The sequence below is a fragment of the Paenibacillus sp. Root52 genome (genome assembly GCF_001426865.1).
Lineage (GTDB): Bacteria > Bacillota > Bacilli > Paenibacillales > Paenibacillaceae > Paenibacillus.
On sequence record NZ_LMFO01000013.1, the window covers coordinates 725 to 20,466 of the forward strand.

A 19,742-nucleotide genomic window follows, 5' to 3' on the forward strand; every position below is an offset into this window, starting at 1 on the left:
ATGCGGAAGTGGCTCAGCGGTAGAGCATCGCCTTGCCAAGGCGAGGGTCGCGGGTTCGATTCCCGTCTTCCGCTCCAATTTGCGCCCTTAGCTCAGCTGGATAGAGCGTTTGACTACGAATCAAAAGGCCGGGAGTTCGAATCTCTCAGGGCGCGCCATTATAACTTYATATGCCGGCGTGGCGGAATGGCAGACGCGCTCGACTCAAAATCGAGTGGGAAACCGTGGAGGTTCGAGTCCTCTCGCCGGTATACATAACGGGATGTAGCTCAGCTTGGTAGAGCACCTGGTTTGGGACCAGGGGGTCGCATGTTCAAATCGTGTCATCCCGATCTNGAGTCCTCTCGCCGGTATACATAACGGGATGTAGCTCAGCTTGGTAGAGCACCTGGTTTGGGACCAGGGGGTCGCATGTTCAAATCGTGTCATCCCGATCTTATCGTATGCGGGTGTAGTTCAATGGTAGAACTTTAGCCTTCCAAGCTAATAGCGTGGGTTCGATTCCCATCACCCGCTTTGTTATATGAAACACCTGAAACCCTTGCGCCACAAGGGTTTTTTCTTTACCCTGATTTCGACATACGACTAGACTATTTCTGTTCATGGGGCAACTCATGGGGCAAATCTCAATCTTTTAGGATCAAACACCTCTAAACGGTCTGCTGCCTCTCTGGAGATCATGTCAGACGAATGGGTGTAGATATCCGCAGTTGTTCCGATCTTGGTATGTCGCAATCGTTCTTGCATCGTTTTAAGGTCGGCTCCGCTCTCTCTGAGCAACATGGCCGCCGTGTGACGTAACCCATGTAGTTTCACGTGAGGAATATCCCTCTTCTGAAGAAACTTCCTCCAGGTGCTTGTGGGGGTCGTAGGGAAGTACATAATACCCTTACCGCCATGAAACACATAAGATTTATTTCCTCCAGCCCAATCCTTACACTGCAATTTCTCTTTCTTCCATTCACGTTCATATTCCTTGAGTTGAGCCATATACCATTTAGGCATAGACACCCAGCCCTCAGATTCTTCTGTTTTCACTTCGCCTTCAATCTTGTTACCGTTCTTGTCAAACGTGATCTGCTTATCAATCCAGATGGCACCTCGATCATAATCTACATCTGACCATTCTACGGCTAAATATTCGCCTCTTCTGAAGCCGCCAAGAAGAGAACCAGTGTAATAAAGCCTCCACCTGTCTGGAAGGTCATATAGAGCCAACAGGACGGTTTCAGTCTCTGAGGTATTGAATGCCTTTTTAACCCCACGCATGGCTTTCTTTTCTTTCTTGCTGGTTCGTGGGCGCTGCACACCATCCATGGGGTTCTTTGTAATCAGCTCCCACTCATATGCGGCATCGAACACAGACTTGATCGCTTTGTAGATATTCAGTTTCGTGTTGGTGGCGAATTCTTTACCATTCTCGCGCCGGAGGTCTCCAAAGAAGGTAACGATGTAAAGAGTTGTTATTTTACCGATTTTTAGGTGACCAAACTCAGGGACTACATACTTATTAAGGTTGTACAGGTTCACGTTCTGCGTGTACTCGCCCATATTCTGCATAGCGTATCCCTTTTCCCATTTTGGGATGAAGTTTTTGAATGTAATATCTTCTTGCCTAATAACTTCACCTCCTACTACTTTTTCACTCCATTTAGCTTCTTCAAGCGCCAGCCAGGCTGCTTTTTTCTTTTCTGTTTTGAGATCTTCTGGCATATATACCGTTACAGATCGTTTGGGTTTGGAAGCCTTTGATGGATCTCGCTCAACGATCTTGTATTTATTGCCGCCTAGATGTTCACTCCAAGCCATGTTTACCTTCCTTTCTGAAATGAATTAGTTTATCCCTTAAATTTACAATTCAATAAAAACCACCTCCTTTAAGGAACTTATGTTCTTATTTTGGGTATAGTGAATCGCCTCGCAGATGCTACAAAGCAAGTTCACAGTAGGTTATGTAGTTCAATCGGCACTGAGCAACGGCGCAAAAGTTGCTCTCTGGTTTCGCCAGGTTCAGGAGTAATTCCATCAGATAGAAGCTTAACCGCAAATTGATTGGCTTGTCGTTCGTATTTACCCGCATTAAAGAAAGACTGCTCATCTATAAAGAATCTACTTATTCCTGGGTGAAGACGATCATGTCCCAATTCATGAGCGCAGACGAACCTCTTCCATGGATCACTTAAATCTTCATGAATTACTATGAATCTTCGTCTTAGCTTTCGATAATACAATCCGCGTGTACTACTTCCTAAATTGGAGTATCGAATATGGATATTTAATTGCTCCGCGATTTCGAAAGGGTTGTTAGTCTTAAATTGTTTGATAAGTCCCTGAACGATATCGTCCATAATCTAGTCCTTCTTTTTTCGGCCGTATGTTTTTTTGTTCAACTCTTTAGCTTCCCAGAACAAAGCTTCCATAATGCGTTTTACTTTCTCTTTATCTTCAGTGCTCATTGGCACACCATCAAACATAACAGGTTCGTCTTCTTCGAGCATCTTTTTAAAATCTCTCATATCTTTTGCTGTAGCCCAATCAGGTGATTCATGTTCTTCGTTTTCTTCAGAGCTAGCGAAAGTATCAACAGACTCACCGAGATACTCTGCAAGGGTTTTAAGTAAATCGAATCGTGGGCTTTTTGTCTTCCCGTTAACTATTTGAGTTACCGTGGTGTATGGGATTCCTGTGTCCTTGGATATACGGTAAACACTAAGTCCTTTTTCTTTTATAAGTTCAGATAATTTTTCTGAGACACTCACTGGTAACAACCTCTCTATAACTTTTTTAAGGTATAACTTAATAAAGTTATAATAACTTGTAATATTGAGTTATGTCAAGAGAAGCGGAGGAAAGAAGAGTAAATACGGCTTTTTGTGACTTTAAACAGTTATATTCGACATTGTTTACAACTTTTAAAAGTTATATTATGTGTTCAGGAGGTGAGACAAACATGGGGATGACAATCGACCAGAACGTAAAAAGATTGCTTGATGCGAAAGGCTGGACGCCTTACAGACTGGGGAAAGAAAGTGGAGTTTCTATGACAGCCATCTACAGTCTGAAGTCAAAGAAACAGGGGCCTAACGCAGAAACACTAGTTAAGCTTTCATCAGCTCTAGGTGTTTCCTTGGACGAGCTAGTAAAGGAGTCTAATTAATATGCAGACAACTGATCTAATTCAAGCGCTTCGATCAGATATTGAATCTGATTTAGAGAAGAGCATCCTGAAAAAGCTGGAACCGACCATTAATCAAATGTTATACGCGAATATCTTCACTGTCAAGGAAACTGCAAGCTACTTGAAACTTTCCACTGATACTGTTCGGAAAATGATGAAGAGCAATGAACTTGATTACTTCGAGCAGCGAGGACAGTTCTATTGTAGGCAAACGGATCTTGATAGATATGTCGCTTCGAAAATTGTGAAAAGAAAGGAAGCCTGAACTTGAACAAAACACCAAGCCTATCACCGCCAGAAGTAATGGACTTCTGCGCTAATCCGGAATGTGCTGCAGAGATCGTGGAGGGTCAGCTAGCTGTACGTTATGGCCAGCACCTGTACTGCAAAATGGGCTGTGCGGCCAAGTCGATCGGCATCACAACGGTGTCGGCTGGAGAGGAGTAAGTTAAATGTCTTTGATTGCTGCCATTAAGACGCTTTGCGAACAGACCAAAACGTCTATCCCAAGGGTTGAAATTGAACTTGGTCTTGGAAGAGGAACGATTTATACCTGGGCTAAAAGCTCTCCATCTATTGATAACCTAAAAAAAGTTGCAAACCATTTTAATGTCTCTGTAGATTCCCTACTGGATGGTGCTTTACCAAAACGTGGGAAGCTTCGTAAATCACGCAAACCTATTTCTAGATTGGATTCTGATGATTCCCGAATGCTTAAAAAGGAATTTCTCAGATTGGTTCGAAATCGATCCACGTTGATTCGAACGCTCTGTAACTCTGATCAGGAAGCGCTGGAGCTGGCACAGGCAGGGGCAATACCAAAAGGTGAGGGAATTGAAGCCGAAATGGAATCTCTACTATGGAGATATGTTGGATACAAAATTGAATTAAGCCTACAGGATGAATCCAAAGACGAGGAGTGAGCAAATTGGAACATTATTTCAAAGTAACCGAGGGCAGCAGCCTTCACCATGATTTTAAAGCGTATCGTGATAATTCAAAAGCGATCCGTAATCTGGTCACTGATTTTACTGCTACACACGCTATTGAATCAACAGTTTACTGGGCTACGACAGAAGCCTTGCACATTGTCCCAACAGAAAAGGACATTAGCTCGTATGGTTCAATCCTGTGTGCTCCGATTGATCAGAATCTGCGGAAGTTTAAACTCAATTCTCGTATCGGTAAAGCTTGGGTTAAGGCGTTGAGGGAAGCAGGACTAGAAGTGCTAAGAAAGCCCTACGTACCGTTTTATTTCAGAGGTTTTGGGGGCGGGCGGATACGAAGTCGATTATTTGAAATAGATGGTGTCGTGTATTGCAGTCTGGATCCATTCGAAGGAGATCCGCCTGAGGGACTGATTGAAATGAAAGCCAGCGAGTTCTTCAAGATCATTGAAGAGTCGGAAGCCTGAAAGGAGGTGAGAATTTTGCCATTAATGACTGAGCAGCATTACACAGCAGCCTGTGCATTCTACCTGGCACTGGCAAGCCAGATGCGCCGCAGTGGTCGTATTAAGGTCGCAACACATGCAGACAAGCAGTACCGCGCTTATCGGAATCGTCTGCACGCAAAAATGCAGCTGGAAGGATCCTACCCCTTGTCAGCTGCCCTGTAAAACACTCTGCCGTCAGTATATCACTGACAGAAAGGATTATGCAATGACAGTTACCGGAAAGGTTTGGCTTGCCCTTACTCGCGATGAGAGGTTGATCTGTTTGGAGTTTGCTGCTTACGAGAATGCCAAGCGTCAAGCTCGTATTCATTCCCTCAAATATTTATCCCGATTCAAAGCCAGTTTACGGAAGCGAGGAGATGCAGTATGAGTGTTAAAGCTGTGGGTATCGTACGTCGTATTGACGATCTTGGTCGTGTAGTTGTTCCGGCTGAACTTCGCCGTACTCACTTTATTGAAGAAGGAGATCCGCTGGAATTTTTCGTAGACGGTGACAAGATCATCCTTCGCAAGTATCAACCTGGCTGCTTCTTCTGTGGTAACACTGAAAGTCTGCAATCATTCCATGGTAAACATATCTGCACACCTTGTATTACGAAGGCTTCACAACTTATCCAAAACTAATTATTAGGAGGAATTATATATGCCAGTTCAAATTAATATCACCGGCGCTGATGCAGCCGAATCTCTTCGTGAGCTTTCTGCTCTATCCTTTGGTCTTTGCGGTAACGTACGGGTGGCTGCTTCTGCCACTCCTGTTAAAGAGGAGCCTAAACCACGTCGTACTACTAGTAAATCTGCTACTACAAAACCTGCAGAGGACAAGCCAGTAGTTACAGAAGAGGAGGAAGATCTACAAGCTGGTTCAGATTCCGACTCTGTGTCCGATACAGACTCTGAGGATGAAGATATCCCAGATGATGTTGCTCTTCGTGCAGCCGCAACTGAAAAATCAGGAGAAGTAGGTAAGGCGAAGATTAAGGCCTTGTTGGTGAAATACGGAGTATCTAATGTTACGGCTATTCCGAATGAACAGCGAATTGGTTTCCTTCGCGAACTGGTGGGGATGTCCAAATGACAGCCCCTGCACATTCGGAGCGGAAGCATGCCCTGCTGGGTGCTTCTAAGGCATCCCAGTGGATTAACTGTCCACCGAGTGCCAGACTCACGGAGCATATGCCAGACAAGCGCAGTGAATTTGCTGACGAAGGGACGGCAGCTCATGAGCTGTCAGAGCTTCGGCTGGAGCGTCGCTTAACCGTATGTGATTCCAAGCGTCGTAAAGATCTGGACGGGAAGATGAAGACTTTCATCGATACGAATCTGTTCTATGGCGCAGAGATGGAAACAGCCGTCACGGAATACTGTGAGCTTGTTGAAGAACGGTTTATGGAAGCCAAGGCACGTTCCAAGGATGCCGTAGTGCTGCTGGAAGCTCAGGCTGATTTCTCAGAGTGGGTACCGGACGGTAAAGGGATCGGTGACGTAGTGCTGATCTCTGATGGGGTCATGGAGGTTATTGACCTGAAATACGGTAAAGGTGTGCCGGTTAGTGCGTTTGGTAATCCACAGATTCGCCTTTATGCGCTTGGTTCCTGGTCAGAGTACAGCATGTTCTACGACATTAAGGAAATTCGCATGACGATTGTTCAGCCCCGTCTCGACAGTGTCACTACTGACACCATGACGGTAGATGAGCTTTTATTCTGGGCTGAGGAAATTGTGCGACCTGCTGCAGCACTTGCTGACGCCGGAGAAGGCGAATTTAAGCCTGGAGATCATTGCCGGTGGTGCAAGGTCAAAGGGAACTGCCGCGCTCGATCAGACGCGAACATGGCTGCCATAGCCTATGAATTTCAGGATCCGGCTCTACTTGACTTGGACGAGATCGGTGCAATTCTTCCTATCGCTGAACAGCTCCAGTCCTGGGCGAAAGATGTTCAAAGTTATGCGTTTGATCAGGCTAAGACCGGTCAGCGAATCCCGGGCTGGAAACTGGTGGAGGGACGTAGTAATCGTGCAATTTCTGATAAGGATGTTGCGTGGAAAGTATTTGAACAGGCAACGCTCGAAGCGGACAAGTACCTCAAACCACGTGAACTGCATGGTATTGGGGAGCTGGAAAAACGAATCGGTAAAAAGGAGCTATCTGTCCTGATCGGTGATCTGATCGTTAAGCCTCAAGGTAAACCTGTGCTTGTCGTTGAGACAGACAGACGGCCTGAGCTTAATAGCGTAGATACTGATTTTGCGGGTGAGGACTTCGATGTCTGATCAGTGGGGTGTGTGGAGCAGCTGGTCGAAGAAATGGTGTTTCGGCATATCCGAACCCTCGGCCAAGGCTGCCCAAAAAGCACTGTTCAATAAAATCGGTAAGGATGCCTACAAATGGCGTTTTGAATACAAGAAAATCCCTGTAGTTAAACCAAATAAACCAACTCAAAGGAGAAATGTACAAATGGCAATCGACAATCAAACAACTAAATTGGTGACTGGAAAAGTAAGACTTTCTTATGCAAACGTATGGGAGCCGCAATCCATAGATGGCGGGGATCCGAAATATAGTGCTTCTCTTCTAATCCCGAAAGACGATAAGGTAACTCTTCAAAAATACAAAGCGATCATTGATGTGTTGAAAGAACAAGCGAAAGCGAAGTATGGCGGTAAACTGCCTGCTAAATTCCATGTACCACTTCGTGATGGTGATGAAGAAAGACCAGATGATGAAGCGTATGAAGGTCACTACTTCTTCAATGCAAGCTCGAAGAACAAACCGGGTATTGTGAAGCCGATCGGTAAAGACAGTAACGGCAAAACGAAGTTCCAGGAGATCACGGATACCACCGAAGTGTACAGTGGATGCTTTGCCAAAGTCAGCGTGAACTTCTATCTATTCGATACCAAAGGCAACAAGGGTATTGCGGCAGGACTGAACAACATTGTGAAGGTGCAGGATGGTGACTTCCTTGGTGGACGGAGCAGCGTTTCTGATGACTTTGCGGATGAGGATTTTGATACAGATGATTACGGTGATGAGGAAGACGATTTCTTGAACTAATCAGTAAATCAGTATTTTTTGGGGATTCGTGAGGGTCCCCTTTTTCATTAAATTGAGAAAACCCCTCTATTTGAATAGAGAGGCATCGAATCCCATACTCACGCTAATTAAAGTAATCACCGCAATAATTATGGATTGTTTGATATTTAACTCGAAATCGCGAAATTTGAGTTGCATTTTCTCAGCTCCTTTTTTATGTACATGTAATGCAAGTTACACATTACACATATCAGAGGGCTAGAATTACACCCACTGTATGTATCAAGAAAACAGTGAGCTACTCACGAGAAAAGGAGAAAACTGCGGTGCTTCATGACTAATATAACATAATATTCCTTATGTGTAATTAAGAAAATACGTTCTCATTTTTTTGAATATTGCTTTTATTTTAGGTCTTTGAGAAAGGGGTGTTCATGAGCTTGTTACAGATTGACTTGGAAACTTACAGCAGCATTGATCTGAAAGCATGTGGTGTTCATCGATACGTTGAGGCTGAGGACTTCGAGATTCTACTCTTCGCCTTCGCATTCGATGACGATCCAGTCCAAGTTATCGACCTAACTGATTTTCAGGATATTCCAAGAGACGTCCTGGACGCGCTTCGGATGGATGTGACCAAGACAGCCTGGAATGCTGGGTTTGAACGTGCAGCTATTGCCAAGTATTTCGGTATGGAGTGTCCACCTAAGCACTGGCGTTGCTCTATGGCTCATGCTTATACGTTGGGGCTGCCCGGTTCACTGGATAGAGCAGCCAAGGCACTCGGGTTGGACGTTCAGAAGGACAACAAGGGTAAGGCATTAATCAAGTATTTCAGTGTTCCCTGCAAGCCGACAAAGGTCAATGGTGGACGTACTCGTAACTATGCGTACCATGACACGGATCGCTGGCAGCAATACGTGGATTATAACCGGCAGGACGTTGTGGTGGAACGCGAGGTGCGTAAGCGTCTGGAGCGATTCCCTGTACCCGAACGTGAATGGCAGGTATGGGCATTGGATCAGAAAATTAACGATTACGGCATCGGGGTAGATGAGAATCTGATAGGTCATGCTATTGCCTGTTCACAACAATATACAGAGCGGTTACTTGTTGAAGCCAAGGAGCTGACCGGAGTCGATAACCCGAATAGCTTACCGCAGCTCAAAGAGTGGTTCGCTGATCAGGGGCTACAGATCGATAGTTTAAGTAAAGACAACATGCCTGAACTGCTGGATGCTGCACCTACGGAAGAGACTCACCGTATGCTGGAGCTTCGGCAGGAGATGGGCAAAACTTCTGTCAATAAATATGATGCCATGAAGCTGGGTACCTGTGACGACGGCAGGGTTCGAGGGATCTTACAGTACTGTGGAGCCAGTCGAACATGGCGCTGGGCTGGACGGCGGGTGCAGATGCACAATCTACCGCAGAATCACCTGGAGGATCTAGACAGGGCACGCAACGTGCTTTCTTCTGGAAATTACGAGCTGCTGGAAATGCTCTACGGTGCTCCACCTTTTGTATTGTCTGAACTTATTCGTACCTCGTTGATCCCTTCACCGGGTAATCGCTTCATCGTTTCTGACTTCTCAGCAATTGAGGCAAGGGTCATTGCTTGGCTGGCTGATGAAATGTGGGTACTGGAAGTCTTCGCGGGGCACGGCAAGATTTATGAAGCAACGGCTTCACGTATGTTTGGAATTGACTTCGACTCGATTGTGAAAGGGCATGAAAACTATAAATATCGTGCTTCAGGAAAAGTGGCCACTTTGGCGTGTGGTTTCGGTGGTGGTGCAGCAGCTATGGAGCAGATGGATAAGAAGAAGGAGATTCCTGCAGATCAGTACGATCCTTTGGTCAGACAGTGGCGGGATGCGAATCCTAAAATACGTAAGCTGTGGTACCGTGCTGAGGCTGCAGCTATCGAAGCTGTTCAAACAAAAGGTGTTGTCAAATTGGCTCATGGCGTAAGTTACCGATACGCCAAGGGGATGTTGTTTGCGGATCTTCCGAGTGGACACAGCTTGTCCTATCCTTCGCCTGAGATCAGACCTGATCCCAAGTTCAATAAGGATGGATTATCCTTCATGGCTCCAGATAAAACGGGTCGTATGGTTCGGCAGCGTACCTGGGGCGGTACCCTGGTGGAGAACCTGGTTCAAGCTATTGCAAGAGATTGTCTCGCGGAGAGTTTACTTCGGATGGATCGAGCTGGTTTCAATATTCCATTGCATGTTCATGACGAGATTGTGCTGGATGTTCCGGAGGATGTTAGCTCGGTGGAGGAAGTAACTGACCTCATGGGTCAACCCATCGAATGGGCACCGGGACTGCCTCTAAAGGCAGCCGGCTTTGAATGTGAATTTTATCAGAAGGACTGACTTTAGACTTCGTCAGACAGCCTGTATATCGAATTTTCACTAATTTCTAAATATTTTAATGAGGGCTCCAATTTTGAAGCGATGAAGTCCGTAAATTCTTTAACACTCTTTTCTTTTTGAGTGGAAACATACAGGTGCGCTAGCTTTAATTCAGACTCATCAAAAGGGTCTAAGCTAATTTGAGTTACGGCATCATAATGTATCTCTTGGATCTCATAGTTACTTTCAATCTTTATGAGTTTTTCGAGTCTGGATACTGTGTCATTGTCAGAAACAATAAATAAGGTGCGGTAACTACTCTGTTGTATCGAGATTTCCAAAATTTAATCTCTCCTTTAATTGGGGGTTGTCTCTATTTTACTTCCTTAATAGTAACTCAAATAGTAACTCAAATGAACTCTAATAAAAATATAAGCACTGGGTTTTCATATAATTATGAACAAGATTTAAACACAGATTGAGGTGGCAACATGCACGAATTAGACATATCGCTCGGTAAGCACCGCGCAGACATGAGCTGGAAGCCGGAATACTGGACATGGGATGAAGTTGTTGATCGGCTCAGAAAGGTTCGACGGACAGCGGAGACGATGGCAGCCTATGACAAAATGAGTGTGCCAGCAAAAGGAAAAACCAAAGATGGCGCTTCATTCGTCGGTGGTCTGATCCTAGGCGGACGGCGGAAGAAGGAGAACGTGGATTCACGCAGCCTTATTACCCTCGATGCCGACTTTGCTGACGATGGATTCTCATTCGCCGTGGAGCTGATCTTGGGTGGCCGGGCGTATGCGATCTATTCGACGCACAGTCACCGGCCAGATAAACAAAAGTATCGCCTAATCGTTCCAGGAGATCGATCCATGAATCCGGACGAATACGCTGCCGTCAGCCGTAAGCTAGCGGAGCAGATCGGCATTAACTATTTTGATAAAACGACATTCGACGTTCATCGGCTCATGTACTGGCCGTCGTGTTCAAAGGATGCAGAGCCGGTACTGGAGATCGGTGAAGGGGATGCCCTTAGTGTCGATGAGGTATTGAATCAATATGAAGATTGGCAGGATGTTGCAGCTTGGCCACGGCATCCGGAAGAAGGTCGGGTGTTGCGCTACGTTGCAACGAGGGCTCAAGATCCCCGAGAGAAGATGGGTACCATTGGGTTGTTCTGTAGGGCGTTCACGATTGAGGAAGGCATTGAGAATTTCCTATCCGACATTTACAGCCAGGGTACCATAACCAATCGATATACCTATACTAGAGGCTCTAGTGCAAACGGACTTGAGGTCTATCCCGAACAGGATCTCGCTTACTCGCACCAGGACAGCGATCCGATCAGTGATGGCCGGACATACAATTTATTCGATCTAGTGCGAGTTCATAAATTTGGTCATTTGGATGAGCGAGTGAAAGAGTTCACGCCAGATGCCAAGAAGCCTAGTCATATGGCGATGGAGCATTGGGCGATTCGGCTTCCTGAAGTGAATCGTGCTGCGGGTGCGGAACTACAGGCAGACTTCGCAGACGTGGATTTCGATGATGAAGATGAACCGGAGGATGATAGTTGGTTAGAACAGCTGGAACGCCACCATAAGACGGGGAAGCTGCTTCCCACCGCAGGCAACATTGAGTTGATCCTATCAAACGGTACCTGGAACGACATTCTTGGATATGACGCTTTTGGTAATGCAGAGGTCATTCGTAGACCTCTGCCATGGCGTGAAAAGGAGCGTCCTGGACGCCTGTATGAACCTTGGCTTGGAGCTGACGACAAGAGGCTGCAACACTGGTTTTCAAAGGCTCATGACATTAATAGTGCAAAGACCATTCAAAACGCATTTACGGAAGTCGTTCATCGGAACACGTTTCATCCGATCAAGACATTTTTGGAGTCTACATCATGGGACGGTATGCCTCGTGCAGAACGATTGTTCACCGTTTATCTAGGGGCAGCTGATACACATTACGTACGTCAGGTTACACGTAAGATGTTACTTGCTGCTGTGGCTAGACTCTACCGTCCTGGGTGCAAGTTCGACCAGATGCTAGTGTTGGTGGGTCCACAAGGTGCCGGCAAGAGCTCACTACTGGCAAAGCTTGGCCGTGAGTGGTTCAGTGATAGCTTGAGGACATTCGAGAACAAAGAGGCGGGGGAACACCTGCAGTCAGGTTGGATCTTCGAGATTGGGGAGCTATCGGCTATGAAGAAGACCGAGGTCGAAGAGGTTAAAGCCTTCTTGTCCAAAACGGAAGACCGGTACCGTGTTGCGTATGACAGACAGGTATCGGAGTTTCCACGGAAATGCGTATTCTTTGGTACAACGAACACGAAGGGGTTCCTACGTGACATGACAGGAAACCGCCGTTTTTGGCCGATAGAAGTATTTCCTGATCGAGCAGAAAAAAGCCATTGGGATCATCTTTCCGATGAAGATGTGAGCCAAATCTGGGCAGAGGTACTCAGCTGGTTTAAGGCGGGGGAAACCTTGGAGCTGGATAGTGAGGCACGCATGGAAGCAGAGCGGCAACAAGCGGCACATATGGAGAGTGATCCACGTGAGGGTCTTATCCAGGAGTGGCTGGAATCCGAGGAACTGGACGAGCTTGACCGTCCTTCAGGCTTGCGTCAGCGGGTGTGTGCAGCCCAAATCTGGGTGGAATGCCTCAGTAAACGAAAGGGCGACATGAAGCCCTGGGAGGCAAAAGAGATATGCGACATTATGCGAAAAGTTCCCGGCTGGTACGAAGCTAAAGGGCGTTTACGCATTCCTGGTTACGGTTTGCAGACCGTCTTCCATAAAGAAGAATAGTGTATCAGTAACCTGTATCAGTGGTGTATCAGTAAACGGATTACTGATACAGATTTTGATCAGTAATCACAGTGACGTATCAGTGAAAATGAAATTACTGATACACCAAAAACCCATGACTGATAAGGGATTTCATTGTGTGTATCAGTAATCACAGTAAATATATCAATAATATTAAAAAGAATAATTAACCTATATATAGGGATACGGGATATAGGTTAAACACACATTCTGTACGCATACGTGTGTAGGGTGTTACAACTGATCACCAGAATTTGGGAGGTTCTATGCGAGAATCACAACTGGAACGTAAGACACGGATTGCTGTGGAGCGGATCGGAGGGAAGATGCCGAAGTGGGTTAGCCCTGGTAATCGAGGGGTGCCTGATCGTTTGGCCATCTTGCCGGGTGGACAAACCGTGTACGTGGAATTGAAAGCACCAGGTAAGCCCCTTGAGCCTTTACAACGGAAATGGCGAAAGGATCTGTTAGCCCTGGGACATGTGCATTACAAAATTGACAGCGAAGCCGACATCGAGCGGTTCATTCAGGAGGTGATGCCGAAATGAAGTTCATTCCCCACCAGTATCAAGCCTATGCAACGCAGCGGATTCTGGACACGCCTTTCGTTGGCCTGTTTCTGGAGATGGGCTTAGGTTAGCAAAACAGTATCTACCCTGACGGCCATTGATCAGCTACAGAACGATTATTTTGAGGCTGACCGCGTACTGGTTATTGCACCGCTTCGTGTAGCTGATGATACCTGGGCACGTGAGATTTACAAATGGGATCACCTGCAGCACCTGCGGATCAGTAAGGTGCTGGGTACCGTAGATCAGCGCCGAAAGGCTTTGAAGGCTGATGCTGATATCTGGGTCATTAACCGCGAGAATGTGGAATGGTTGGTTGGTGAGTATGGCAGCAAGTGGCCGTTTGATACCGTTGTGATCGATGAGCTTTCCAGCTTTAAGAATCACCAGTCTAAGCGGTTCAAGGCGCTTCGCCGGATCCGGCCTATGGTCAAGCGACTGATCGGCTTGACGGGTACACCTGCCCCGAACAGTCTTATGGATCTGTGGGCTCCTGTTTATTTGCTGGATCAGGGAGATCGACTTGGCAAGACCGTAACAGCTTACCGTGATCGGTACTTTGTTCCTGGTGAACGTAGTGGACATATCGTGTACAACTGGAAGCAGAAAAAGGAATCCGAGGATCGGATCTATGAGGCGATTAGTGATATTGCCGTCAGCATGAAAGCGGAAGACTGGCTGGAGCTGCCTGAACGCATTGATCGAACCGTGACCGTTCGTCTCACTGGAAAAGCCGCTGAACTTTACAAGAAGCTGGAGATGGAGCTGTTGATCGAGTATGCAGATGCGGATGTTGTAGCGCAGACCGCTGCCGTGCTTAGTAATAAGCTTCTGCAGATGGCAAGCGGGGCGGTCTATGACGAGGATCGCGGAGTTAAAGAGATCCATGAGGCTAAGCTTGATGCCTTAGAGGATGTGATCGAGGCAGCAAACGGCAAGCCGGTTATGGTGTTTTATAACTACCAGCACAGCCTTAGCCGGATCCAAGAGAGATTCCCGCAAGCCAAGATCCTGCGAAAAGGCAAAGATGGCAACGAGGATATTCGCGCCTGGAACAACGATGAGACGCCGCTTCTCCTGCTTCATCCCAAGTCAGCTGGCCACGGTTTAAACTTGCAGGACTCCAGCTGCAGAACGGTTACCTGGTTCGACCAGATCTGGAGCCTAGAAGAAGATCAGCAGGCGAATGCCAGGGTTCACCGACAGGGGGTCAAGCATAATATTGTCGTGATTCGATTGGTTGCTGAGGGAACCATGGATGAGGATGCCGTGGCGGCACTGGAGCGCAAAGCGACTGGACAAGATGCTTTAATGGACGCCGTGAAAGCCCGGATCGAAAGGGTGAAATAGATGAGTTCACGCATCAACACCGTTAATCAAATCAGCGATTTACTGGATAACCATTGCAAAGGATGCAAGACCAAAACAGAGTACAACCGGGAACATGGGGGTAACACATCGTTTATCACAACGCACTGTAGTGTAGTTTGTCCGATCGGCATTGAGCTTGGAAAACTCGGCCAAGCGTTGAACAACGTTACCCAATCGAATCGAACTAAACAGGAGGATAAGCCTATGACAAAATTCAAGATGACGGAAGAGCAGTTCAATGCCGAACGTGCTTCGGGGAAGTCTGTTGCACAGATCGCCAAAGAACAGGGCGTTACTGAGGTGACCGTATATAACCATATCAGTAAATGGGCAGATGCGAGGAAGCCTAAACAAGAGAAACTTCTGCGAGAAAAGGACGTTTCCCCACCAGGACCACCTAGTGAAGAGCTATTGCTTAAAGCAGAGAAGGAGATCGAGCGACTGACGTCAGAGGTTACGAAGCTGGAAGAATATCGCGTTGAGGTGTGCAAGGATAACGATCGCTTATCGGCACTGTTAAAAGAGGTTGAGCAAGATCGGATCGAGTATAAGAGAATGTTTGAGAGCGGATATAAACTGAGCCAGGATCAAACAGCTAAAATATCAGAACATCTGGCAACGATTAACTCTTTACGCGAAGATTGCGACAATCTAGTTGACGAGGTGAACCGGCTTACCGTGCAGAATGCTGATCTGGAAGAGCAGCTGAGCCAACGGGAGCCTATCAATGCGGTACCGAACACTGAGGTGCACCGTTTGGATTCTGCGATTCAGGATCTGACTCGTGCACGGTGGATCCTGAATCGGCTGTCAGCATCGGGGGAGTAGCCTATGGCCAGCGCGAGAGAACAACAGGTTATCGAGCAACTGACCGAGTACAAGGCGATGCAGGCACGACTCCAAGCACTGGGGACTTATAAGGTCGGCGGAGGAATTACCATTAGCCGCTTATCTGAGGAGGATGAGCTGCAGCAGCTTCACCGTCGTTTACGGGGACGACCAAGCTACATGTATCTATCCCGTAAAGAGCAGCAGCTGGAGACGGTGGCGCATACGTACCTGGATCGGTATCCTGCAGGAGTAAAGGCACAACTTGCAGCGGTACCCGACATTGGACTCTATGAAGAGGACGATCCCTTGCTGCAACAGTTGCGAAATAAGATCAGTGCAGTGATCGATGCACGAAGCGGAGTCAAGAGTGACTTGGATGATGTGCTTGAACGTCTGGCTGAGCTTCAGGATCTGCAGGCTGAGGTTGAACGGGTTGACCAGGTGATGCAGCTGCTGGAGGACTATAAACCGGATTATGCCGAGATTCTGAAACAAGCGTTCGTTGAGAAGAAGAACTGGCAAGAGATAACGGCGAAATCCCGTGTATCTAAAGCTGAGTTTTACCGAAGACGTGAGAAAGCTATGCGGATGTATCTGAAACTGGCAAAATAATCCGGGACTAAATAGAGACTAAGTCGGGACTCACAGCCTAAATTCCCGTGTTAAAATGATATCGTGGACAATTTATAAAAAGTCGCGTTGATGTACGGCATTGCCTGCATGTGACGCGATTTTTCTTAGCCGATATAGCTCAATAGGTAGAGCGCTGCGGGTACCCTTTCAAACAGAGAGCAGAATGTTTCAGGTTCAAGTCCTGATGTCGGCATTAACATAACCTTGCAACATGCTTACCGCTTCTTCGGAGGCGGTCATTTTTATATCAAGCCAAATAGTTTGGATGGTTATTCTACTAATTCAATAAAAATAAATTTAAGGGTATTTTATGTTTTAGAAGAAAAATATTGTAATTTTCTTAAGTTGCTAATAGAATAAATGAAGTAAGATAAAAAAAATGAGAGTGAGGGTTAAAATTTTGAAAAAATTAATTTTAGCTACATCAGCAGCATTACTTCTCGCACTAAGTTCAGGGATAGCAGGAGCAAGTGCCGCAGACTTAAAAGTAAACACAACCGCGTCTAAAGTTCTTAAGTACACTATTACATTAAAAGTTGGGCAAACTTACCAATTAGGTTCTGGGCGTAATTATACATATTATAAATCCGGATACGCGAAGGATTCTTTCGGGGTCAGTGGTAATGGACTAGTTACAGCATATAATTGGAATTTCCAAGTACAGGACTGGGAAGATCACGGTATTATTAATGTAGTAGACGCTAATGGGAATGAACTCGAAGAAGTACATGTAAGAATAACTCCATAATTTACTTAGTAGCAGGTAAAGAGCATCCTCCAGGGTGCTTTTTTTATATGCAATTCAACGGCAGTGATTTCCAAGGGCATCATACAAGCGTTCTAGCAAATACCTCACCTCCTTTTGTCCTAGTTCTTTCGACACCAAAAGAGGGAAATTCTTCCTATACGTCGAAGTGTGCAGTAGAGAGGAGGTGTAATCTATGGCTAATCATGCACAACCAAAATGTCCTGAATGCAAAACCGAGGGAATTGAACAAATTATCTCTGTAGAAAGTACGGAAAAGAGCAAAAATGGAGATGCATGGTTTGAGATAGTTTTCTGTAATCAATGCGGACATGTGTACGGCGTATTTCCAAAAGTGGTGTACAAACCTACAGTGAATGTGGAAGAGCTAATGCCGCCGCATTTAAGGAGATAAATTAGAAGCATCCTTCGGGGTGCTTTTTCTTTTACAGTACATAAAGGAGCTGATCGCGATGGCATTGACGGCCAAGCAACAACGCTTTGTAGATGAATACCTGATTGACCTCAATGCCACGCAGGCAGCAATCAGAGCAGGATATAGCCCTAAAACGGCTGAACAGCAGGCTAGTAGATTGTTAAGTAATGTTAAGGTTCAGGCAGCGATTCAGAAAGCTATGGATAAGAGGGCAGCCAAGGTCGAGGTTACAGCCGATATGGTGCTTCGGCGCTGGTGGGACTTGGCTACGGCGGATCCGAACGAACTGATCCACCTGAGACGCTTGGCTTGCCGGCACTGCCACGGTATCAATCACCAGTATCAGTGGGTTGATGCAGAAGAATATGCCCAGGCGCTAGAAGATGCCATCAACGATGCGGAGGCTAAGGCCGAGGAGTTGGATAGACCGGTGGAGGATATCTTGCCGAGCGAGGCAGGAGGTTATGGCTTTGATCGTCTGGCAGATCCACATCCTGATTGCCCGAAGTGCCGAGGTGAAGGACGTCCGGATCTGCATATCGAGGATACCCGTAAGCTCCAAGGCGGGGCTAAGCTGCTGTACTCCGGTATTAAGCAGACGAAGGCAGGGCTTGAAATTGTGATGCATGATCAGGCGAAGGCGCTGGAGAACGTGGCTCGGCACTTGGGCATGTTCAAGGAAAAGGTGGAGCTGACTGGCCAGGACGGCGGGGCTCTGCAAGTAATCTTTGATAAGGGGATGACCAAAGATGACTAAGGTCGTTATACCCTACAAGCCGCAGCCGAGGCAGCAGGTCTACCACCAGACTGAGGCCGACGAGATCCTATACGGTGGGGCTGCAGGCGGCGGTAAGTCTGAGGCAACGATCTGGGATGCACTGAAATATGCCATGCAGTATTCAGGCAGCCGCCAGATCATATTCCGTCGAACCTTCCCGGATCTCAAGCGTTCCATCATTGCCAGGACGTTGCAGGTGTTTCCGAAGGAGCTGGGTAAGTACAACCAATCCAAGTATGAATGGACGTTTGTCAACGGCTCAGTTATCGAGCTTGCGTACTGGGACAATGACGCTAACTACACGAACTACCAGGGTGCAGAGTACGACGTCATTCGGTGGGAGGAGTTAACGCAGTTCGAGGAAAGATGGTATCTGTACATGCTTTCTCGTTTGCGGGGCAGTAAGCCGTTCCCCCGATCCGTTAAGAGTACGACGAACCCAGGCGGTGTAGGCCATACCTGGGTCAAGAAGCGGTTCGTATCACCTGGTACAGCTGAGACAGTGCATCACATTACCGAGACCGACGACGAAGGCAATACGCTGTTTTGGCCAGAAGGGACACCTAATGCAGGCCAGCCCATCATACGTAGCCGTATCTTTATTCCCGCAAACGTTCACGATAACCAAGCCCTTGTCCAATCGGATCCGGGCTATTTGGCGCGTTTGCTTGCATTGCCCGACATCGAGCGGAAGCAACTGCTTGAAGGGGATTGGGATGTATTCGCGGGTCAGTATTTCAGTGAGTTCAGCAGAGCTGTTCATGTTGTGGATCCGTTCGAGATCCCCCGTGACTGGAAGAAGTACCGGGCACTGGATGAAGGTTATACGGATCCGTTCGTATGTTTGTGGATTGCTCTAGCGCCTGATGGTACCGGCTATCTGTATCGGGAGCTGGCTCAGACTAAGCTCTTAACCAGTGAGCAGGTGGAGATCACCAGGTTGAACAGCCCAGTAAGAGAGCGGTATGAATACAACGTGGCTGATACTTCGTTCTGGAACAAATCCAAGACGGAGAACATCACGCCTGCCGAGATCTTCGCGCAGAAAGATGTCCCACTGATCCAGGCGAAGAAGGAACGCGTCAATGGCTGGAAGCGACTGCGTGAGTGGCTGCACGTTACGGATGAAGTGGACTGGGTGAACGGCAACTTCTACAAGTCAGCCAAACTCAAGATATTTAGTACGTGCGTAAAGGCCATTGAAGCGATCCCGGCTATGATGTACGATCCGCGTAAGGTGGAGGACGTAGCTTCTCATACACTGGATCATATCCCGGATGCGCTACGCTATTGGGTGATGAGTCAACCGACAGCAGCCAAAGGGGAGACGCCTTGGGGAGCCAATCCGGAGTCGCTGCCAGATCGACGGGCAGACTTCGATGACGATGAGGACGACGATCTGCCAGAGGTTGAAGGTTTCTGGTAATTCTGTATGCAATATTTATGCAGGACTTGTGTTCAAAATCCGGGCTTTTGTGCAAAAGTCTGAATCCTCA

At 47.0% G+C, this 19,742-nt stretch carries 24 protein-coding genes, 7 tRNA genes and 1 pseudogene; 28 read left to right on the top strand and 4 right to left on the bottom strand.

What is annotated here, in order from left to right:
* Nucleotides 1-2: 2 nt before the first annotated feature.
* From ASD24_RS14720 to ASD24_RS14745, 6 genes are all read left to right on the top strand, one after another.
* A tRNA-Gly gene (locus ASD24_RS14720) sits at nucleotides 3-77 on the top strand.
* Between the two features lie 4 nt (nucleotides 78-81).
* Nucleotides 82-158, top strand: a tRNA-Arg gene (locus ASD24_RS14725).
* 14 nt (nucleotides 159-172) lie between these two features.
* Nucleotides 173-251: transfer RNA gene (locus ASD24_RS14730), tRNA-Leu, on the top strand.
* Nucleotides 252-258: 7 nt separating this feature from the next.
* A tRNA-Pro gene (locus ASD24_RS14735) sits at nucleotides 259-332 on the top strand.
* Between the two features lie 28 nt (nucleotides 333-360).
* Nucleotides 361-434: transfer RNA gene (locus ASD24_RS14740), tRNA-Pro, on the top strand.
* Between the two features lie 11 nt (nucleotides 435-445).
* Nucleotides 446-516, top strand: a tRNA-Gly gene (locus tag ASD24_RS14745).
* Between the two features lie 96 nt (nucleotides 517-612).
* On the opposite strand, the gene ASD24_RS14750 is transcribed toward ASD24_RS14745, so the two are convergent.
* The 3 genes from ASD24_RS14750 to ASD24_RS14760 form a co-directional block, all read right to left on the bottom strand.
* The gene (locus ASD24_RS14750) at nucleotides 613-1,809 is read right to left on the bottom strand and encodes a tyrosine-type recombinase/integrase (RefSeq protein WP_056696995.1); all 1,197 of its coding nucleotides are present in this window, start codon (nucleotides 1,807-1,809) and stop codon (nucleotides 613-615) included.
* A 131-nt stretch (nucleotides 1,810-1,940) separates the two neighbouring features.
* A complete protein-coding gene (locus tag ASD24_RS14755; RefSeq protein ID WP_056696996.1) occupies nucleotides 1,941-2,348 on the bottom strand; it encodes an ImmA/IrrE family metallo-endopeptidase in 408 nt (135 codons plus the stop codon).
* Nucleotides 2,349-2,351: 3 nt separating this feature from the next.
* Complete coding sequence (locus tag ASD24_RS14760; RefSeq protein ID WP_056696998.1) at nucleotides 2,352-2,759, bottom strand: helix-turn-helix domain-containing protein; 408 nt, start codon at nucleotides 2,757-2,759, stop codon at nucleotides 2,352-2,354.
* Between the two features lie 191 nt (nucleotides 2,760-2,950).
* Between ASD24_RS14760 and ASD24_RS14765 the strand changes: the two genes are divergently transcribed.
* The 12 genes from ASD24_RS14765 to ASD24_RS14815 all read left to right on the top strand — a co-directional run bounded on the left by ASD24_RS14765 (nucleotide 2,951) and on the right by ASD24_RS14815 (nucleotide 10,055).
* A complete protein-coding gene (locus tag ASD24_RS14765; RefSeq protein WP_056697000.1) occupies nucleotides 2,951-3,157 on the top strand; it encodes a helix-turn-helix domain-containing protein in 207 nt (68 codons plus the stop codon).
* Nucleotide 3,158: 1 nt separating this feature from the next.
* Nucleotides 3,159-3,443 (top strand): helix-turn-helix domain-containing protein, encoded by a 285-nt coding sequence (locus ASD24_RS14770; protein ID WP_056697002.1) that lies wholly within the window; start codon nucleotides 3,159-3,161, stop codon nucleotides 3,441-3,443.
* A gap of 2 nt (nucleotides 3,444-3,445) precedes the next feature.
* On the top strand, nucleotides 3,446-3,625 hold the full coding sequence (locus tag ASD24_RS14775) for a hypothetical protein (protein ID WP_056697005.1): 180 nt from the start codon (nucleotides 3,446-3,448) through the stop codon (nucleotides 3,623-3,625).
* 5 nt (nucleotides 3,626-3,630) lie between these two features.
* Nucleotides 3,631-4,101, top strand: a complete 471-nt coding sequence (locus tag ASD24_RS14780; protein ID WP_056697007.1) for a helix-turn-helix domain-containing protein — start codon at nucleotides 3,631-3,633, stop codon at nucleotides 4,099-4,101.
* A gap of 5 nt (nucleotides 4,102-4,106) precedes the next feature.
* Nucleotides 4,107-4,592 carry a hypothetical protein gene (locus ASD24_RS14785; RefSeq protein ID WP_056697009.1) on the top strand — a complete coding sequence of 162 codons (486 nt, stop codon included), beginning with the start codon at nucleotides 4,107-4,109 and terminating at the stop codon, nucleotides 4,590-4,592.
* Nucleotides 4,593-4,607: 15 nt separating this feature from the next.
* Nucleotides 4,608-4,796: a hypothetical protein gene (locus ASD24_RS14790; protein WP_056697011.1), complete on the top strand. Its 189-nt coding sequence runs from the start codon at nucleotides 4,608-4,610 to the stop codon at nucleotides 4,794-4,796.
* Nucleotides 4,797-4,839: 43 nt separating this feature from the next.
* Nucleotides 4,840-5,004, top strand: coding sequence for a hypothetical protein (locus tag ASD24_RS30325; protein WP_156395460.1), 165 nt, complete (start codon nucleotides 4,840-4,842; stop codon nucleotides 5,002-5,004).
* A complete protein-coding gene (locus tag ASD24_RS14795) occupies nucleotides 5,001-5,258 on the top strand; it encodes an AbrB/MazE/SpoVT family DNA-binding domain-containing protein (protein WP_056697013.1) in 258 nt (85 codons plus the stop codon). Before ASD24_RS30325 ends, ASD24_RS14795 begins: the two co-directional genes overlap by 4 nt.
* Before the next feature lie 19 nt (nucleotides 5,259-5,277).
* Nucleotides 5,278-5,712, top strand: a complete 435-nt coding sequence (locus ASD24_RS14800) for a hypothetical protein (protein ID WP_056697015.1) — start codon at nucleotides 5,278-5,280, stop codon at nucleotides 5,710-5,712.
* On the top strand, nucleotides 5,709-6,908 hold the full coding sequence (locus ASD24_RS14805) for a DUF2800 domain-containing protein (RefSeq protein ID WP_056697017.1): 1,200 nt from the start codon (nucleotides 5,709-5,711) through the stop codon (nucleotides 6,906-6,908). The genes ASD24_RS14800 and ASD24_RS14805 overlap by 4 nt, the downstream gene beginning before the upstream one ends.
* On the top strand, nucleotides 6,901-7,692 hold the full coding sequence (locus ASD24_RS14810; protein WP_327205241.1) for a DUF2815 family protein: 792 nt from the start codon (nucleotides 6,901-6,903) through the stop codon (nucleotides 7,690-7,692). The genes ASD24_RS14805 and ASD24_RS14810 overlap by 8 nt, the downstream gene beginning before the upstream one ends.
* 413 nt (nucleotides 7,693-8,105) lie before the next feature.
* Entirely contained in the window at nucleotides 8,106-10,055 is a 1,950-nt protein-coding gene (locus tag ASD24_RS14815) for a DNA polymerase (protein WP_056697019.1), read from the top strand.
* 2 nt (nucleotides 10,056-10,057) lie between these two features.
* Here ASD24_RS14815 and ASD24_RS14820 read toward each other — a convergent pair whose 3' ends face one another.
* Nucleotides 10,058-10,375 (bottom strand): hypothetical protein, encoded by a 318-nt coding sequence (locus ASD24_RS14820; protein ID WP_056697020.1) that lies wholly within the window; start codon nucleotides 10,373-10,375, stop codon nucleotides 10,058-10,060.
* A 150-nt stretch (nucleotides 10,376-10,525) separates the two neighbouring features.
* Between ASD24_RS14820 and ASD24_RS14825 the strand changes: the two genes are divergently transcribed.
* The 10 genes and pseudogenes from ASD24_RS14825 to ASD24_RS14870 all read left to right on the top strand — a co-directional run bounded on the left by ASD24_RS14825 (nucleotide 10,526) and on the right by ASD24_RS14870 (nucleotide 19,672).
* Nucleotides 10,526-12,862 carry a virulence-associated E family protein gene (locus ASD24_RS14825; RefSeq protein WP_056697022.1) on the top strand — a complete coding sequence of 779 codons (2,337 nt, stop codon included), beginning with the start codon at nucleotides 10,526-10,528 and terminating at the stop codon, nucleotides 12,860-12,862.
* Nucleotides 12,863-13,149: 287 nt separating this feature from the next.
* Entirely contained in the window at nucleotides 13,150-13,431 is a 282-nt protein-coding gene (locus ASD24_RS14830) for a VRR-NUC domain-containing protein (protein ID WP_056697025.1), read from the top strand.
* A pseudogene (locus ASD24_RS14835) lies at nucleotides 13,428-14,802 on the top strand (DEAD/DEAH box helicase). Before ASD24_RS14830 ends, ASD24_RS14835 begins: the two are co-directional and overlap by 4 nt.
* Nucleotides 14,803-15,651, top strand: a complete 849-nt coding sequence (locus ASD24_RS14840) for a zinc-finger domain-containing protein (protein ID WP_056697030.1) — start codon at nucleotides 14,803-14,805, stop codon at nucleotides 15,649-15,651.
* Between the two features lie 3 nt (nucleotides 15,652-15,654).
* On the top strand, nucleotides 15,655-16,266 hold the full coding sequence (locus ASD24_RS14845; protein ID WP_056697031.1) for a hypothetical protein: 612 nt from the start codon (nucleotides 15,655-15,657) through the stop codon (nucleotides 16,264-16,266).
* Between the two features lie 128 nt (nucleotides 16,267-16,394).
* Nucleotides 16,395-16,480, top strand: a tRNA-OTHER gene (locus tag ASD24_RS14850).
* 207 nt (nucleotides 16,481-16,687) lie between these two features.
* Nucleotides 16,688-17,035, top strand: coding sequence for a hypothetical protein (locus tag ASD24_RS14855; RefSeq protein WP_156395462.1), 348 nt, complete (start codon nucleotides 16,688-16,690; stop codon nucleotides 17,033-17,035).
* 193 nt (nucleotides 17,036-17,228) lie between these two features.
* Nucleotides 17,229-17,447, top strand: a complete 219-nt coding sequence (locus ASD24_RS14860; protein WP_056697037.1) for a hypothetical protein — start codon at nucleotides 17,229-17,231, stop codon at nucleotides 17,445-17,447.
* A 58-nt stretch (nucleotides 17,448-17,505) separates the two neighbouring features.
* Nucleotides 17,506-18,225 (top strand): terminase small subunit, encoded by a 720-nt coding sequence (locus ASD24_RS14865; RefSeq protein ID WP_056697039.1) that lies wholly within the window; start codon nucleotides 17,506-17,508, stop codon nucleotides 18,223-18,225.
* On the top strand, nucleotides 18,218-19,672 hold the full coding sequence (locus tag ASD24_RS14870) for a terminase large subunit domain-containing protein (protein ID WP_056697040.1): 1,455 nt from the start codon (nucleotides 18,218-18,220) through the stop codon (nucleotides 19,670-19,672). The genes ASD24_RS14865 and ASD24_RS14870 overlap by 8 nt, the downstream gene beginning before the upstream one ends.
* Nucleotides 19,673-19,742: the final 70 nt, after the last annotated feature.